The 16,872-nt window shown below is 61.9% G+C and carries 13 protein-coding genes; 2 read left to right on the top strand and 11 right to left on the bottom strand.

Annotated elements, in window-relative coordinates; all coding sequences use genetic code 11:
* Positions 1 to 4 precede the first annotated feature (4 nt).
* The 7 genes from qhpG to N8H71_RS25930 all read right to left on the bottom strand — a co-directional run bounded on the left by qhpG (position 5) and on the right by N8H71_RS25930 (position 9,558).
* Complete coding sequence (gene qhpG / locus N8H71_RS25960; RefSeq protein ID WP_262196182.1) at positions 5 to 1,300, bottom strand: flavin-dependent monooxygenase QhpG; 1,296 nt, start codon at positions 1,298 to 1,300, stop codon at positions 5 to 7.
* Positions 1,297 to 1,974, bottom strand: coding sequence for a subtilisin-like serine protease QhpE (qhpE, locus tag N8H71_RS25955; RefSeq protein WP_262196181.1), 678 nt, complete (start codon positions 1,972 to 1,974; stop codon positions 1,297 to 1,299). The genes qhpG and qhpE overlap by 4 nt, the downstream gene beginning before the upstream one ends.
* The gene (locus N8H71_RS25950) at positions 1,964 to 3,682 is read right to left on the bottom strand and encodes an ABC transporter ATP-binding protein (protein ID WP_262196180.1); all 1,719 of its coding nucleotides are present in this window, start codon (positions 3,680 to 3,682) and stop codon (positions 1,964 to 1,966) included. The genes qhpE and N8H71_RS25950 overlap by 11 nt, the downstream gene beginning before the upstream one ends.
* Positions 3,682 to 5,586 carry a sigma-54-dependent Fis family transcriptional regulator gene (locus N8H71_RS25945; protein ID WP_262196179.1) on the bottom strand — a complete coding sequence of 635 codons (1,905 nt, stop codon included), beginning with the start codon at positions 5,584 to 5,586 and terminating at the stop codon, positions 3,682 to 3,684. Before N8H71_RS25945 ends, N8H71_RS25950 begins: the two co-directional genes overlap by 1 nt.
* 248 nt (positions 5,587 to 5,834) lie before the next feature.
* Positions 5,835 to 6,860, bottom strand: a complete 1,026-nt coding sequence (locus N8H71_RS25940) for a histone deacetylase family protein (RefSeq protein ID WP_262196178.1) — start codon at positions 6,858 to 6,860, stop codon at positions 5,835 to 5,837.
* Between the two features lie 135 nt (positions 6,861 to 6,995).
* Positions 6,996 to 8,225: a Zn-dependent hydrolase gene (locus N8H71_RS25935; protein WP_262196177.1), complete on the bottom strand. Its 1,230-nt coding sequence runs from the start codon at positions 8,223 to 8,225 to the stop codon at positions 6,996 to 6,998.
* 22 nt (positions 8,226 to 8,247) lie between these two features.
* Positions 8,248 to 9,558, bottom strand: coding sequence for an MFS transporter (locus tag N8H71_RS25930; protein WP_262196176.1), 1,311 nt, complete (start codon positions 9,556 to 9,558; stop codon positions 8,248 to 8,250).
* A 162-nt stretch (positions 9,559 to 9,720) separates the two neighbouring features.
* Here N8H71_RS25930 and N8H71_RS25925 point away from each other — a divergent pair, with 162 nt between their 5' ends.
* Entirely contained in the window at positions 9,721 to 10,656 is a 936-nt protein-coding gene (locus tag N8H71_RS25925; RefSeq protein WP_262196175.1) for a LysR family transcriptional regulator, read from the top strand.
* On the opposite strand, the gene N8H71_RS25920 is transcribed toward N8H71_RS25925, so the two are convergent.
* The 3 genes from N8H71_RS25920 to N8H71_RS25910 are packed head-to-tail and all read right to left on the bottom strand — an operon-like array spanning position 10,650 to position 13,629.
* The gene (locus tag N8H71_RS25920; RefSeq protein WP_262196174.1) at positions 10,650 to 11,579 is read right to left on the bottom strand and encodes a 2-hydroxyacid dehydrogenase; all 930 of its coding nucleotides are present in this window, start codon (positions 11,577 to 11,579) and stop codon (positions 10,650 to 10,652) included. The two genes, N8H71_RS25925 and N8H71_RS25920, sit on opposite strands and share 7 nt — an antisense overlap.
* Complete coding sequence (locus N8H71_RS25915) at positions 11,576 to 12,331, bottom strand: class II aldolase/adducin family protein (RefSeq protein ID WP_262196173.1); 756 nt, start codon at positions 12,329 to 12,331, stop codon at positions 11,576 to 11,578. Before N8H71_RS25915 ends, N8H71_RS25920 begins: the two co-directional genes overlap by 4 nt.
* Positions 12,328 to 13,629: an MFS transporter gene (locus N8H71_RS25910; protein WP_262196172.1), complete on the bottom strand. Its 1,302-nt coding sequence runs from the start codon at positions 13,627 to 13,629 to the stop codon at positions 12,328 to 12,330. Before N8H71_RS25910 ends, N8H71_RS25915 begins: the two co-directional genes overlap by 4 nt.
* 144 nt (positions 13,630 to 13,773) lie before the next feature.
* On the opposite strand from N8H71_RS25910, the gene N8H71_RS25905 reads away from it, so the two are divergent.
* Positions 13,774 to 14,733 (top strand): LysR family transcriptional regulator, encoded by a 960-nt coding sequence (locus N8H71_RS25905; protein WP_262196171.1) that lies wholly within the window; start codon positions 13,774 to 13,776, stop codon positions 14,731 to 14,733.
* Positions 14,734 to 14,745: 12 nt separating this feature from the next.
* Here the strand turns inward: N8H71_RS25905 and mrdA are convergent, their stop codons facing one another.
* Positions 14,746 to 16,638, bottom strand: coding sequence for a penicillin-binding protein 2 (gene mrdA, locus N8H71_RS25900; protein WP_262196170.1), 1,893 nt, complete (start codon positions 16,636 to 16,638; stop codon positions 14,746 to 14,748).
* Positions 16,639 to 16,872: the final 234 nt, after the last annotated feature.

Here is a 16,872-nt window from a genome sequence, read left to right as displayed (position 1 = left end):
TGGCTCAGGGTTTGAAACCCTGGGCCAACAGCCACCCGCGAACCGCCCGCCCCTGCTCAAGCGTCAATCCCGCCAACACCTGATCCGCCGGCTCATCGCGCAAGCGCCGCACCAGCGGAGCCAGCTCGACACCTTGCACATGCCAGATCCCCAGCGGCTGATCCGCCGTGATCACCACCTCGGCTTCATCGACAAACCCGTCACGCAACACCGGCATCCTCTCAATGCGCAAAGCGGCAAAATCCGCTGCCGCATGGGCCACTTCAGCATCAGGCCACTGCCGCCGCGCCTGCCAGAACGGCCGATCGAGCCAGCGCTGTTCATCGGCATAAAAGTCCCGGCCGATTCGCGCAAAACGCAGGAACAACTGCTCCACTCGCTGCCGATGAAAACGCCGGGCCAGCTCCGCACGATCGGGTTTGCGCAACAGCGTGTTGATCACCACCGGTGCCTGCAACGCCGAGGACAGCGACTGAAAAATCCCGTTGCCCGACAGCGGGTCCACCGCCATCGCTGCATCGCCTACACGAATCCAGTTATCACCGCACACCTGCGGCGCAAGGATTGCGGTGCTGCTGCGAGCGTGCAGTTGCAGATCGACTTCAGGCGCTAAGGAAAAAAACGCTTGAGAAAAACCCGAAGCCTGACGCCGAGCGCGACAGTAATCGAGCAACTGCGCCTTGCCCGGCAACCCGGCACTCGCAACATCCACCGTCCATTGCCAATAACACTGTCCATCGTCCCGTCGAGCCATCCACGCCCAGCCGTCTTCAAGGCTTTCCACCGCGCTGGCCGTCACACCTGGCGCACCTTGCCAGCGATTGAGCAGGCTGACTGTCTCCGGCCCTCGCAGACCTTTGCCAGATGCCGGCGCCTGTCGCCCACGGGCTTCCACCAGATAATCAGCCGTTAGCGTCTGACCACCATCGAGCTCGACCCGATGCCCCTCCGGCGAAAAAAGAACATTCAGGACTCGCCCTTCAATCACCTCGACCCCGGCCACCCGCAAGTCTTCCCGCAAGCCGCGATCAAAGGTCGGACGATCCAGCAGAAACTCGATGTTCTGCGCATGTTGCTGGCCGTTCCACGAAACCTGCCTTTGGGACGGCAACGTCGCATTCGCCACCCCGTGATTCAACCCGGCACCGCGCAACGCCTCCAACACCCGTTGCGACACGCCTTCGAGCGCCTCAAACCGCCGCCACTCGCTGACCAGCGTCACGTCGAAGCCCAGTCGTCGCAGCCCCAACGCCACCGCCGCACCGGCCGGCCCGGCACCGAGAATCAGGATCGAAGTCATGGTCCAAAACGCCGTTCCGGGCTGCGATAACGAGCGTGCTGTTTAAGCCAGTCGATGACCTCGGCATTGCTCGCCTGCGGATGCTCCAGCAGATAACCGGCAATATGCCCGCTCAACGCTGCACACCCCAGGCTGGCCCCTGACTGCCCCGGATAGGTACCGCGAACACAGGCGGCAAAATCCGCCTGCGCACTGTCGAGCCATGACCATTGTTCATCGGTGCAACGGGCATCTCCGGTCACCCGCAGCACCTGCGGATAACTCGCCGGAAACACCGCCGCGCCCTGCGCCGGACTCGACGCACACAGCAACACATCACGAGCCACCGCCGCCGCGCAGGCCTCGCGCAACAGGCTGCGATCCTGGCGCAGACCGAGGCTCAGATTGACCAGCCGCACGTCCTGCGCCACCAGCCAGTCAATGGCTGCAGAAATCTGCAAGGCACTGGTGACGCCGCGCTGGTCGAACACCTGAGCCACGCAGATTTGCGCGGCCGGTGCACGACGACTGATCGCTTCGATCACCGCGCTGCCATGGCCAAGTGGGTCGTCGCGCAGATCCGACTCGGCCAGCCCGTCCTCCAGCAACGAGAATCGCCGCCCGGCAACCACCTGCAGGCGTTGCGCCGCCGAGTGCCCGCTGTCGACCACACCAATCCGCAACTCAGGCTTCATGCAGCACCGTTTTCGAAATGAGCACTCCGTCGAGCAATTCGAAACGCAGATCGGCATCGGCCAGGGTCGACGGACGATGGCTGATGAGGATCCGCGTGCGCCCGGCAAACAACCGGTCGATGGCTTCGATCACCTCGCGCTCGGTGGCTTCGTCGACTGCCGACGTGGCTTCGTCGAGCACCAGAATCAGTGGATCCTGCAACAGCGCCCGGGCAATCGCGATCCGCTGTTTCTGCCCGCCGGACAATTGCTGACCGCGCTCGCCCAACGGACTGTCGAGGCCTTCGGGCAGCGACGCGATCAGGCTGTCGAGTTGCGCCAGCCGTGCGACCTCGGCGATAGCTTCGCGGCTGGCGTCCGGTACCGCGTAGGCCAAGTTGTCGGCGAGGCTGCCGCGAAACAGCACGATGTCCTGGCTGACCACGGCGATGTGTCGGCGCAGCTCGAACAGCTCCAGTTCACGCAGATCTACTTCGCCAAGCAGCACCCGCCCGGACTGCGGATCGTGATGCCGTTGCAGCAGATCGATCAGTGTCGACTTGCCGACGCCGGAACCGCCGCTCAAGGCAACTTTCAGACCGTAGGGAATCGTCGCTTCGATGCCGCTCAACGTGCTTGGTCGGCCCGGATGGCTGAAGTGCACCGCGTCAAAACGCAGCTCGCCCGAAGACGGAAACGGTTTCGGCGTGACCGGTGAAAACACCGTGGGTTCTTCGCCGCGCAACTCCATGACCCGACCAAGGCTGACGGTCATGCGCTGGATCGCCACGTATAGCCCCAACAGGCTCTGCACCGGCCCGACCGCCATCCCCAAATAGGTGGAAAACGCGATCAGCGCACCCAATTGCCAGGTGCCCCGCACCACCCAATAACCGCCGATCAAGAACGCGCAGGCGCGGGACAGCGACGTCAACGTACCGGGCACAGCCTGGGTGAAAAACTCGGTGACCTGCAGGCGCAGCAACTGGTTCATGTAGCCCTGCCCGAGGCTTTCCAGACGCCGCGCTTCACGCTGCTGCTGGCCGGCGGACTGAATGAATTTCATCACCGGCAGGGTCTCGACCATGAACGACGACATGTCCGCCGAACGCTCGCGCAACTGCCGCACATCGCGCTCGACCTTGCGCCGCATCCAGCGCAGCCAGAGCACGTCGAGCGGGATCAACACCAGCGCCAGCAACGACAGCTTCCAAGACAGCGTGAACAGCATCGCGATCGCGACCACCAGGCCGATCACACTCGATACCGCCGAGAACAACGAGTCCACGGCGAAGCGCTGAATCTCCGCCACATCACCGTCGAGCCGTGACATCAGATCGCCGATCCGCCGCTGGCCGTAGAAGCTTGGCGACAGTTTCTGCAAATGCCGGTAAAGGTCATCGCGCAGGGCAAACAGAATCCGCCCGGACAGGCGCGTGTGCAGATAGCGGTTGATCCCCGACAACGCCGTGCCGAGCAGCCCGGCGATAATCATCAGCACCGCGATCATTACCAGCATCGGGAAATTGCGCGCCAGCAGCCCGTCGTCGATCAGCAACTTGACCAGCCACGGCTGCACCAACACCAGCAACGAGGCGCATACCGACAGACCGAGCAGGCCGGCAATCGCCAGCCGCTGTGGTCGCACAAAACCATACAACCAACGCAACGCCGCTTGCAGTGCGGCGGGATTCTGGCTGTCGATCAGCCGCACGAACAGGCGCTGCATCACGAACGCAACTGTTTGAGTTTGCGGTACAGGGTCGCGCGGCTGATGCCGAGAGCGTCGGCGGCAGCCGAGACATTGCCCTGATGGGTATCGAGGGACTGGCGGATCATCTCCAGTTCGTTCTTGCGAATGCTGCCGGTCTGGGGTTTCTCGGTGGCGCAGAGTTCGTCGAGCATGCTGTCGGGCAGGTGATCAAGGGTCAGCACCGTTTCACCGGGTTCGCGCATCGCCAGCGCGGTGCGCAGCACCATTTCCAGTTGGCGGATGTTGCCCGGCCAGTGATACGCGCCGAGCAGGCGATTGAGATCGTCGTGCAGCACGGCGTTCGGTGCGTCGAGCTTGCCCAACAGCCGAGCGACCAGCGCGCTGAAGTCCTCACGCTCGCGCAGGGCCGGGAGCATCACGTTGATACCGTTGACGCGGTAGAAAAGGTCCTCGCGAAACTGCTTGTCCTCGACCTGACGTTTGAGGTCGCGGTGAGTGGCGCAGATCAGCGCGACGTCGATGTCCTGCTCCTCCCCGGCACCCAGCGGCGCGACTTTGCGATCCTGCAGAACACGCAGCAAACGCGCCTGCAGGGCCAGTGGCATGTCGCCGATCTCATCGAGGAACAACGTGCCACCGTGAGCCTGTTGCAGACGCCCGATCATCCCGCCACGGCGCGAACCGGTGAAGGCGCCTTCGCGGTAGCCAAACAGTTCCGACTCGATCAGGCCTTCGGGAATTGCCGCACAGTTCACGGCCACAAACGGTTTGTCGCTGCGGCTGCCGGCCAGGTGCAGGGCGCGGGCTATCACCTCTTTACCGGTGCCGGTTTCGCCGAGCAGCAGCACCGGCAGTTCATTGGCCAGGCCTTGACGGGCCATGCGCAGAGCGCGGGCATAGCGAGCGTTGTTTCCGGCCAGTGCTTCCAGATCCGGTTGCGCCTTGGCGGTTTTCCCCACGCTGCGCGGCGGGCCGCCGAGGTTCACCGAGCGCGCCGGGGCTCGCAGGGTCTTGTAGAAAAATTCGCCCTTGGCGGTCTGCACACTGCCGACGCCGCCTTGTTGCAGGCGGGTCAGCAATTGCACGCCATCGACCCCGAGGAATTCTTCGCAACGCCGTCCGACCAGCGCCGAGCGTTCGGCCCGCAGCAACTGGCAGGCCTGGGCGCTGACCGCCAGAATCTGCCCGCCGAGACTGACTGCCAGCAGCCCTTGCCACGGCGATTCCAGATACTGCCGGCGGCTGTGAAAGGCGAGGACGATCTGATCGGGAAAACTGTTGTTGAACACGCGGCTCTCGATCTGGCTGACCGCCATGCTCAGCAGCGCGGTGCTGTCGTGGACGCGGCCGAGAGGGCCTTCGCGGGTCAGGTCGAGGACGCCGAGAATTTCGCCCTGGGGGCAATGGATCGGCACCGAGGTGCAGGAAAAATCCGTGAGGCGATCGAGGTAATGTTCACCGCAATCGATCAGGGTCGGCCGCGCTTCGACCAGCGCCGTGCCGAGGGCGTTGGTGCCACGGGCGGCTTCGCTCCAGCAGGCGCCGAGGGTGATGTCCTGCAGGCCGCTGCCCTTGAGCCGGTCAGCGCGCCCCTCCACCGCAAGGATGGTGGCGTCGGAATTGGCGAGGATGATCAGGCCTTCCTTGCCCTGACGTTCGGCCAGGTAATCGATGGCCGGTATCGCCGCATCGATCAGCAAGCGATTGCTCGCCAGCAACACATCGAGACTCGCGCTCGATTCCAGCGCCAGCTCATGCTTGCCATTGAAATGCACGCCGTGGCTCAGACTGCGCCGCCACGAAGCATCGATCTCCGCACGCAACACGCCATCCGGGACCTGCCCTTCGAGATGGAGTTTTTCCCGGGCCAGCCGGGCTTCGTGGTGAGACTTGGGATCGGTTGTTTTTATAAGAGTCATCAAGCGCTCCGGAGCGGTCCGCTTTGCGCTTTTTTACATCAGCGCCCTGACGCCAATGTTTACGTTAACGTCAGGGCGATGGCAAGCACCGTAGGGCGCTTGTGTTCCGGCAGGTGGATCGGCTCAACATTCTTCGCGAGCAAGCTCGCTCCCACAGGGACTGGCATTGAATACAAATACTGAATTCAAATCGGTCATCTGTGGGAGCGAGCTTGCTCGCGAAAGCGATTGGTCAATCAACTCGACTATCAGGGTTGCCAGACCTCGGCATTCACGAAAAATGCCCGAGCATTGTCTTCGAGACTTTCCAGGTGATAGCCACCTTCCTGCACGATCAGGCATGGCAGGCCCAGGCTGCGAATCCGCTCACCCAGTGCTGTAAAGCCTTCGCGGGTGACGGCGACTTTGCTTTGCGGATCCAGCTCATAGATATCAAAGCCCAGCGACAGCACCAGCACCTCAGCGCCGAACTCACGCACCGCGTTCAATGCGACGTCCAGTTGCCCGAGGAAATCCGCTTCGCTTGAACCATGGGCCATCGGCAAGTTGAGGTTGAAGCCCTCCCCCGCGCCGCTGCCACGTTCGTCGGCGAACCCGGCGACGCCCGGATAGAAGTTGGTCGGATCGCCATGTACCGAGACGTAGAGCACGTCATCGCGGTCGTAGAAAATCTCCTGGATACCTTGACCGTGGTGCATGTCGGTATCGAGCACCGCGACTTTTTCAAACTTGTCGCGCAATACCTGCGCCGCCACCGCCGCGTTGTTCACGTAGCAGAAACCGCCCGCCGCTTCGGCCCGGGCATGGTGCCCCGGCGGACGGCACAAGGCGTAGGCCGCCGGCTCACCGTCGATCAGCGCCTGAGCCCCGGCCACTGCGCTTTGCGCCGACCAGTAGGCCGAGCGCCAGGTCTGCTCGCCGACCGGGCAACTGCCGTCCGCCAGATAGCGCGCCGCCTGGGCAAGGATGCCGCGCAAGGCGTTGGGTTCGTGGACGAAGATGTTCGACATCACCTCGTCGCCCCAGTCTTCGGGGATTTCCTTCCAGCGCGCATGCGCTTCCTGAAGGAACGTCAGATACGGCGCGCCATGCACCGCCAGCAACGGTGCGAGGCCGGCATCGACGGGCTGCTCGACACTGAAGCCCAAACCGTGGGCGGCCTGCACCAGTCGTTGCGCACGCTCGGGCACTTCCTGCGGCGTGCGCATCTGCCCGCGCGAGTAATAGCTGCGTGGATGGTGGAGCAATTGTTCGGGGTGGAAAAAGCTGCGCATGGGATGAACTCCTGTCAGTCAGCATGGTGTTCTACTGTGGGAGCGAGCTTGCTCGCGATGGCGGAGGGTCATCCAACAACTTCGGTGACTGATCGAACGTCATCGCGAGCAAGCTCGCTCCCACACAGGTCCTGTTTATTCAGCTCGACCGGCGCGGGCCAGCACGGCGTTGAGCAATACATCGGTGCCCTGCTTCACGTCTTCGGGCAGCACATCTTCGGCTTCGTTATGGCTCAGGCCGCCGACACACGGGATGAACACCATCGCCGTCGGGCAGTAGCGCGCGAGATGTATCGCGTCATGCCCGGCGCCGCTGACAATCGACTGCTGAGCGTAGCCCAGCGCATTCACCGCCTCTTGCACGGCCGCCACACATTCGGCGTCGAACGGCGTGGCCGGGCTGATCCAGTGCGGGGTGATCGTCAGGTTCAGGCCTCGGCCATCGGCAATGGCCTGCAAGCGGGCGCGGACTTGTTGCTCCATGGCAGCGATGGCGTCGTCGCGGTGATGACGCAGATCGACGGTGAAATTCACCAGCCCCGGAATGGTATTGCGCGAGGACTTGTTGATACTCAACTCGCCGACCGTGGTCAGGCCTTCGGGGGCAAAATCAGCTGCCAGACCTTCAATCGCCTGAATCATCCGCGCCGCGCCATACAGCGCGTCCTTGCGCAGCGGCATCGGCGTGGTGCCGGCGTGGGCGGCCATGCCGTCCACGCGCACATCAAGCCAGCGGATCGCCTGACCGCCCGTGACCACGCCGATGCTTTTGGCATTGTCTTCGAGGATCGGGCCTTGCTCGATGTGCGCTTCAAAATACGCATCCACCCTGCCGCCCAACGGGCGATCACCGGCGTAACCGGTACGCTGCAAAGCTTCTGCGACGCTGATGCCATCGACATCACGCACCGCCAGCGCGGCGTTCAGATCCATGATTCCGGTGAACACCGCCGAGCCAAACATGGCCGGGGTGAAGCGTGCGCCTTCTTCATTGGTCCACACCGCCACTTCCAGCGGTTTGCGAGTCTGGATGTTCAGATCGTTGAGGCAACGCACCACTTCCAGCCCGGCGAGTACACCGTAGACACCGTCGAAACGCCCGCCTTCGGGCTGGGTGTCGAGGTGGCTACCCATCATCACCGGCGCAGCGTCCGGATCGGTGCCGGCGCGACGGGCGAACAGGTTGCCGATGGCGTCTACGCTCAGGGTCATGCCGGCTTCGCGGCACCAGTGGGCGAACAGTTCGCGACCGGCCTTGTCTTCGTCGCTCAATGCCAGACGGCAGCTGCCGCCTCGGGCTGTCGCACCGATTTCGGCCATGGCCATCAGGCTCGCCCACAGGCGTTCGCCATTGATTTTCAACATGAGGTTCTCCTGAAATTCCGGGTTAGGCACGGGCCATTTCCGCGCGATGGGCACTGGCGTGACGACGGGCGAGAGACAGCACGCAGACCAGCGAGATGCCGGCGATCAGGCTGTAGAACACCGCCATCGGCCACCACTGCCCGGTGAACTTGTGCGCGAGCATCGTGCCGATCAGCGGCGTCAATCCACCGGCCACCGCGCCGCAGATCTGATAGGCCAGCGAGATCGCGGTGTAGCGCACACGGGTCTCGAACATGCCGCTGACGTACCCGGCGATCACCGCGTAGAACGAGGCCATGCACACCACCGCCAGCGCAATGCCAAGGATGATCAGCGGCGCCTGGGCCGAGCTGACCAGTACAAACATCGGATACGGCGAGGCCATCGCCAGCAGCGACACCAGGCACAGGAAACGCGTCGCGCCGATCTTCTCCGCCGTCCACGCAGCCAGCGGCTGGATACAGAACTGAATGAGCGCGACAAAGAACAGGCATTCAAGAATCAGCGAACGTGGCAGCGCCAGTTGCTGAGTGGTGTAGGCGATCATGAAGGTGTTGGTGAAATACACCCCGGCGATGCCCAGCGTGTTGGCGCCGATGCACAGAAACAGTGGACGCCATGCGGTTCGCAGGACTTCCATCACCGGCGCCTGTTCTTTCTTGATTTGCTTGCTGGCCTGCTCGCGGCTGGCGAGGAATTCCGGCGACTCGTTCACGCCCAGGCGAATCGCCAGGCCCACCAGCAGCAACAGCGCACTGGCGAGGAATGGCAGACGCCAGCCCCAGCTCATCAGATCTTCTTCCGGCAAACGGGTCACCGCGCTGAACGCCAGCAGCGACAGGATCAAACCCGCCGGGCTGCCCAGTTGCGCGAACGAAGCGAAGAAATTGCGCCGGCCCTTCGGCGCATGCTCGCCGGCCATCAACACCGCCCCGCCCCACTCGCCACCGACGGCGATTCCCTGGACGATACGCAGCAGAATCAGCAGCACCGGTGCTGTCGCGCCGATCTGCGCGTAGGTCGGCAGCAGACCGATGCACACCGTGACCACGCCCATCATCAACAGCGTGATGATCAGCGATTTCTTGCGGCCGATGCGGTCGCCGATATGACCGAAAATGATCCCGCCCAACGGCCGGGCAAAGAAGCCCACGGCAAAGGTGCCGAACGCCGCCATGGTGCTGAACAGCGGATCGTCGGAGGGAAAGAACAGCGCGCCGAACACCAGCGCGGCGGCGGTGGCGTAGATGTAAAAGTCGTACCACTCGATCATGGTGCCGATGAAGGCTGCGGCCGCCGCACGGCGCGGCTGGTTCGAAGCGTGGGGCTTCATGGGGTCGGGCTCCTTTGATTGTTTTTTTGGCAGGAGGAAAACTTAAATCCAAGGCGCTCTGGCGGCGCCTGTCGTGGGGTGATTTATCGTCCCGGTGCTATGATTAGTCAATTTTCTATTTATTATTCCGAGTATTACTTCACCTTATAATCGAGAGCCGCCATGGCCGAACGTGATGTGCAACGCCTGCTCAACGACCGCCTCGACTGGAACCTGCTGCGCACCTTCCGGGTGATCGGCCAGGAGCTGAGCATCAGCCGCGCCGCCGCACGTCTGCACTTGACCCAACCGGCGGTGAGTCAGGCGCTGAAACGTCTGGAGGAACAACTGGGTCGCCAGTTAATTGCCCGACGCGGTCCGCGCTTTGCCCTCACCGAAGTCGGCGAGCAAATCTTCGAACTGGCCGGCGAGATCTACGGGCAGATGTCCCAGGTCAGCAGCCTGTTGGAGCAACCGGCCGACGAAGTGATCGGCAAGGTGCGACTGCTGATCATCAGCCGTATCTTTTCCGAACGATTCGATGACTTCCTCGCTGTTTTTCATCGGCAGTATCCACGGGTCGATCTTGAGGTCGATGTGATGCGCAGTTCGGACATCGTCAGCGCGCTTCAGGAGAAAACCGCGACCCTCGGCCTGAGCCTCAATCGCCGCCCGCAACCGCGTCTGGAGCAGCGTCTGTTCCTTCGTCAGCGCTATGCGTTTTTCTGTGGCAAACACCACGCGTTATTTGGTCGGAAGGACGTCGTCGAGGGCGATCTGCAGCGGGAGAATTTCGTCAGTTTCACCAGTGACCAGATTGGTGGAATGCTCTCGCCACTGACGATTTTTCGCGACCAACAAGGCTTCAGCGGACGCATCGTCGCGTCATCGCCAAGCCTGGAAGAAGTGCGGCGACTGGTGATCGCCGGGTTCGGTATCGGTTGCCTGCCGGAGCACGTAGTGGCGGCGGACGTCGAGGCTGGATTGCTCTGGCGCCTGCCGCCCCACGAAGGGATCGCCGATGTCGACATTCATCTGCTGTGGAACCGCGATCAGCGCATGAGTCGTGCCGAGACGCTGTTCATCGAGCGCTTGCAGGCCTGTCTGGCGGATCAGTAACCGAGCAGCCGATCCGAGCTGTTTAGCAACGGTTCGCCGGCATTCAGACGGCGGAAGTTCTCGGCGATCTGCTCGGCGATGCAGTCGTGGGAGGCTGCCGAAGCCATGTGCGGGGTGATGGTCACGCCTGGGGTTTCCCACAGTGGATGATCGGCGGGCAGCGGTTCCTGTTCGAAGACATCAAGCAGCGCCCCGCGTAGTTTTCCACGGGCCAGCGCCTGTTGCAGATCCTCGATGTTCAGATGCCCGCCGCGACCGACATTGACCAGTGCCGCGCCGTTGGCCAATCGTTCGAAGGTCTGGCGGTTGAGGATGCCGCGAGTCTCGTGAGTCAGCGGCAACAGATTGATCAGCAATTCCACACCGTCGAGAAATGGATTGAAGGCATCAGTGCCGGCGAAGGTCTGCACGCCCGGCAGATACTTGCTGCTGCGCGCCCAGCCACGTACGTCGTAACCGGCGGTTGCCAGATCTTGGGCGATTGCGCTGCCGAGCGAGCCGAGGCCCATCACACCGATCCGGAACTCATGGGCCGGGCGTTGCAGCGGCCTCTCCCAATGCTGTTGACGCTGTTGTTCAAGGACTTGATCGAAGCCGCGATGGTAGTGAATCACCGCCCAGCGCACGTATTCGGTCATGCCCTGGCGATGGCCGGGATCGACCACCCGGCACACCGGCAGGTCCGGGCACGACGAATCGTGCTCCAGATGATCGATGCCGGCGGCGACCGAGTGAATCACTTGCAGATTGGGCAATGCGGCGAGGCTGCCCGGCAGCGGAAACCAGCACGCTGCGATCTGTGCATGCACCGCCCGGGGATCATCGGCCAGCACCACCGAAAGCTGCGGCGCGCGGCGGGCAAACGCTTCCTGCAATTGTTTGAGCAACAGCGAGTCGCGGGACATCAGTGCAACGGTGTTCATGACAGATAGGACTCGCGCTGGGATTCGATCAGGGTCAGTGCGGCCTCCCAGGCCAGGTCGATGATGTTGTCCTGTTCATCTCGGTCGAACTGTTCGGCGGTGTGGGCGCAGACCTCCGACGACGGGAAATGCAGCTCGCAGCCGCCGGCCAGTGCCTGCACTTGCGCCTGGCAGGCACGCTCCAGAAAGTGGATTTCCTGGAATGCCTGGGCTACGCCGGAACCGCCGACCAGCAGGCCGTGATTGCGCAGAATCATCGCCCGGTGCGGGCCGAGATCAGCGATCAACCGCTCGCGCTCATCCAGCGACAAGGCGATGCCTTCGTAGGTGTGATAAGCGAGTTTTCCGTAGAACTTCAGCGCGTGCTGACTGATCGGCAACAGGCCTTGTTTCTGCGCGGCGACAGCCATACCGGCGGCGGTGTGGGTGTGGATCACGCAGTTGAGATCCGGCCGCGCCATGTGGATCGCCGAGTGGATCACGAAGCCGGCGGCGTTGACCCTGTGCCCTGCGTATTCCGGGTCGACGATGCGCCCGTCCTGATCGATGCGCACCAGATCGGAGGCACGCATGCGGTCGAAAATCACCCCGTAGCGGTTGATCAGGAAATGATGCTCCGGCCCCGGAATTCGCAGGGTGATGTGGGTGTCGATCAGGTCGGTCATGCGAAAGTGCGCGATCAAGCGGTACAGCGCGGCGAGCTCGCAACGGGCTTGCCATTCGATCGGGTCAATGTGGGCGGGCTTACTCACGAATACACCTCTTTGTTGGTATGAAGGACGACCGGGTTGGCCCGCAGACGTGCGAGGCCACAGACACCTATCAGAGACAGGGCCGACAACAGCGTGAAGAACACCGCCAACGGCAGCCACTGGCCGGAGAACTTGCTGGCCAGCAGCGTGCCGATCAGCGGCGTGGTACCGCCGGCCAACGCGCAGCTCAATTGGTAGGCGATGGAGATCCCCGAGTAGCGCAGATGCACCGGGAAGGCCTGGGTCATGTATCCGGCGATAACCGCGTACAAGGCCGAGAGAATCACCACCGCGACAGCGATGCCGAGGGTCATCAGCAGGATGTTCTGAGTGCCGACCAGCAGGAACATCGGGTACGGCGTGACCATGCACAGCAACGCCACCAGCATCAGGAATCGCCCTTCGCCAATGCGCTCGGCGAGCAGCGCCGACAGCGGTTGCGAGAGCAATTGAATGACCGTCACCAGAAACAGGCAGTCGAGAATGGTCGCCCTTGGGATGCCTTGATATTGAGTGACGTAGGTGATCATGAAGGTGTTGGTGAAGAAGAATCCCGCCGAACCAATGGTGACGGCGGCGGCAGCGAACAGAATTTGCCGCCAGCACTGACGGATCACGTCTTTCACCGGATATTTCGCGGTTTCGTTGTTGTCCTTGGCTTTGGCGAATTCCGGCGATTCATGCACACCGGAGCGGATCATCAGACCGACCATCATCAGCACGCCGCTGGCGAGAAACGGCAAACGCCAGCCCCAGGCGAGGAAGTCTTCCGGCGACAGCGACGTCACCAGACGGAACGCGATCAACGCCAACAGCAAACCCGCCGGACTGCCGAGCTGGGCGAACGAAGCGTAGAAGGTTTTGCGTTTGGCCGGCGCGTGCTCACTGGCCATCAACACCGCCCCGCCCCATTCGCCGCCGACTGAGATGCCCTGAATCAGACGGAGAACAATCAGACCGATGGGCGCCCAGATGCCGACACTGGCATAACTCGGCAGCAGACCGATACCCGCAGTGGCCAGGCCCATCAGTGCCATGGTCACCAGCAGCATTTTCTTGCGACCGAGACGATCGCCCAAATGGCCGAACACCATCCCGGCCATGGGGCGGGCGATGAAGCCGACAGCGAAACTGCCGAACGCGGCGAGCGTGCTGGTCACCGGGTCGCTGCTGGGAAAGAACACCTGCCCGAGCACCAGTGCGGCGGCGGTGGCGTAGATGTAGAAATCGTAGAATTCGATGGTCGTGCCAATGAAGGCAGCGGCCGCGGCGCGACGCGGCTGAGCGGTGGTGTGCATGCAAGAACCCTGTGTATTTATAGTTTTGGGCAGGTGTCGAGGCGGCTGACGGTCGCGCTCTGTGGCGCTTGTGGGCTTTATCGCTTCCGTGACAGGATTAGTCAATTTTCAAAAACTTATCTTTACTATTAGCGTGTCTACTACATGACTTCTTCCGCTAATCCCTGGGTCGGCCGGCGTTTTCTCAACGACCGGCTGGACTGGAACCTGCTGCGTACGTATCTGGTAATCGGGCAGGAAGGCAGCATGAGCCGCGCCGCTGCGCGACTGCACATCACTCAGTCGGCGGTCAGCCAGGCGTTGAAACGTCTCGAGGAACAACTGGATTGTGTGTTGATTGCGCGCAGCGGACGGCGCTTTGATCTGACGGAAACCGGGGAAGAAGTCCTGCGGATTGCGGCGGATATCTACGGCGATATTTCCCGTCTGGGCACCGTGGTCGAGAACCGCCATGACGACGTGGTGGGCAAGATTCGCATACTCACTGTGAGTGGCGTGCAGGCGCGGCATTACGATGAGTTTCTTGCGGACTTCCACGAAACTCACCCGAAAATCGAGCTGGAAGTCGAGGTGATGGGCAGCTCGAACATCATCAGTTCATTGCTGCAAAAGACCGCTACGGTGGGGGTGGGATTGTGTCGTCTACCGCAGCCGAGGCTGGAACAACGAGTGCTGTTTCGCGAGCGCTATGCGTACTTTTGCGGGCAGCGGCATCGACTGTTCGGGCAGCAGAATCTGACGCTGGAGCAACTGGCGGCGGAGAACTTCGTCAGCTTCACCAGCGATCAGCTTGGCGGCAATCTTTCGCCGTTGACGCTGTTTCGTGACCAGCAGGGGTTTACCGGCAAAATCGTCGCCTCCTCCACCAGTTTTGAAGAGATTTACCGCCTGATCTGTGCAGGGTTCGGAATTGGCTGTCTGCCGATTCACCTGGTGCGACGGGACGTCGAACAGGGTTTGCTGTGGCGCTTGCCGCCGGAGGATGGGGTGGTGGATTTCGATATCCAGCTGCTGTGGAATCGCGAGCAGAAGATGACTCAGGCGGAAATGGTGTTCCTCGACAGCTTCCAGCACATGCTCAGCTTGCGCGAGCCTGTGCTGTGAAGCTGTGGCGGATTACACGTGAGGGTCGCCCGGCGCTTTGGTCGGCGCCGCGTATTGCGGCTTGAGGTGACCGTCCTGGTCGAGTAGCCAGGCGTCCATGATCTGCCGCACCACGGGACCTGCGACGCGGCCACCGGCCTCGCCGTTTTCGATCATCACCGAAATCGCGATCTTCGGATGCTCGGCCGGGGCAAACCCGACGAACAAGGCGTTGTCACGATGACGTTCGAGGGTTTTCTCGCGGTTGTAGCGCTCGCCCTGCTTGATCGCCACCACCTGCGCCGTACCACTCTTGCCGGCGATGCGGTATTGCGCACCGGCCGCCGCCGCACGTGCGATGCCTCGGGCATCGTGCATCACCATCTGCATACCGTGGTTGACCTGCTCCCAGTCTCGCGGATCCTTGAGCAGGATGTTCGGCATCGGGTGCTCGTCCACCGGAGCCACACCGTCGACGGTCTTGGCCAGGTGCGGACGGTTCCAGATGCCCTTGTTGGCAATCAATGCAGTGGCTTGAGCCAGTTGCAGCGGCGTGACCTGCATGTAGCCCTGACCGATGCCGAGGATCACGGTTTCGCCGGGAAACCAGGCTTGTCGGCGCGTGGCGCGCTTCCAGGCCTGGGATGGCATCAGACCGGGCGACTCTTCGAACATGTCCAGCGAGACTTTCTCGCCGAGGCCGAACATCGCCATGTAATCGTGCAGGCGATCGATGCCGAGCTTGTGCGCCAGGTCGTAGAAGTAGGTGTCGTTGGAGCGCATGATCGCTGCGTCCATGTCCACCCAGCCGTCGCCGCTGTGGTTCCAGTTGCGGTACTTGTGGTCGAAGTCCGGCAGTTGGTAGTAACCCGGATCGAAGACTCGGGTTTGTGGCGTGACCACGCCGGCGTCGAGTCCGGCAATCGCCACTTCCGGTTTGATCGTCGAACCGGGTGCGTACAGGCCGCGCAGCACGCGGTTGAACAGTGGGCGGTCGATGGAGTCACGTAGTGCCGAGTATTCCTTGGAACTGATACCGGTCACGAACAGGTTGGGGTCGAAGCTCGGATTGCTGACCATAGCCAGCACTTCTCCGGTCGATGGGTCCAGTGCAACGACTGAGCCGCGACGGTCGCCCAGTGCGGCTTCGGCGGCTTCCTGGAGTTTGACGTCGAGGCTCAGGACGATGTTTTTGCCTGGAATCGGATCGGTGTGTTTAAGCACGCGCAGTACGCGGCCCTGAGCGTTGGTCTCTACTTCCTCGTAACCGACGTGGCCGTGCAGCTGTGGCTCGTAAAAGCGTTCGATACCGGTCTTGCCGATGGATTGGGTGCCGCGGTATTCGACGGAGTCGAGGGTCTTGGATTCTATTTCGTTGATACGGCCGACGTAGCCGATTGAGTGCGCAAAGTGCGCACCCAATGGGTAGTTACGAACGAATTGTGGCTCGACATCCAGGCCCGGCAGGCGGAATTCATTGACTGCCAGCACGGCGATCTGTTCTTCGGTCAGCTCGTAGAACAGCGTTACGGGTGTAAACGGGTGGCGCGACTGCTTCATGGCCTTGTCGAAGACTGTTCGGTCTTCGGCGGGCAGGTGCAGAAGGCTGATGACTTCATCCAGCTCCTGGTTGACGTCAGTCGCGCGTTCTCTTGTGATCGTCAGGTTATAGCTGGGACGGTTATCGGCCAGCAACACGCCGTTGCGATCGTAAATCAGGCCACGTGTTGGCGGGATCGGCAGGACATGGACGCGGTTGTTTTCGGAGATAGTCGAGTGGTAGTCGAACTCGACGACTTGCAGGATGTACAGGCGCACAACCAGGGCGCAACTGATGGCGAAGACGAACAAGGCACAGGCGATCAAGCGTTTGTTGACCAGTCGCGTCTCTTTCTCGTGATCCTTGATAGGGATGGGTTCGGGCATTTCTGCAGCCACTCTTTGACAAAAAATGAGCGCCGATCCTTGGGCGTGACATCAGTCCGTTAAAAAACGAGCTGCACCATACCAAAAACGGAGCGGTCATTTCAGAGGGATTTCCCCAATGGTTGCTGTAACGACGGTCGGATCACTTTCCTGCGGGCAAAACAAAACCCCAACTGCTTTCGCAATTGGGGTTTCGGAATTTAATCTTGACGATGACCTACTCTCACATGGGGA

Origin of the sequence: Pseudomonas koreensis (assembly GCF_025447595.1) — a bacterium.
Classification (GTDB): Bacteria; Pseudomonadota; Gammaproteobacteria; order Pseudomonadales; family Pseudomonadaceae; genus Aquipseudomonas; species Aquipseudomonas koreensis_H.
The sequence above is the reverse complement of the archived record's forward strand: the minus strand, read 5'-3'. Positions and strand labels throughout refer to the sequence as shown.